This window comes from Streptococcus suis (genome assembly GCF_002964045.1).
Lineage (GTDB): Bacteria > Bacillota > Bacilli > Lactobacillales > Streptococcaceae > Streptococcus > Streptococcus suis_U.
Map to the genome: position 1 here is coordinate 1 of NZ_POPB01000113.1, position 288 is coordinate 288.

At 42.0% G+C, this 288-nt stretch carries 1 protein-coding gene; it reads left to right on the forward strand.

Translation table 11 applies throughout. The features are described from left to right. Positions 1 to 106: 106 nt before the first annotated feature. The coding region (tnpB, locus tag C1E99_RS00485; protein ID WP_105206301.1) for an IS66 family insertion sequence element accessory protein TnpB at positions 107 to 288 on the forward strand (182 nt) is incomplete at its 3' end.

The following is a 288-nucleotide window of genomic DNA, read 5'->3' on the forward strand; positions in this document are numbered from 1 at the left end:
AGAAACGATATTCTGATGAAAATTCGCCTCGGAAAGGTGGAAGTCACATTTTTCCAATCTATCAACCATGAAGTAATGGAAATAATCTTGGATAAGGTACTGCACTATGACCATCCGACTCAGTAATTTAGGACAAGTCTACTTGGTTTGCGGTAAAACGGACATGCGTCAAGGGATTGATTCTCTCGCCTACCTTGTCAAAAGTCAATTCAATCTGGATCCCTTTTCAGGTCAGGTCTATCTCTTCTGCGGAGGTCGAAAAGACCGATTCAAAGCTCTTTACTGGGA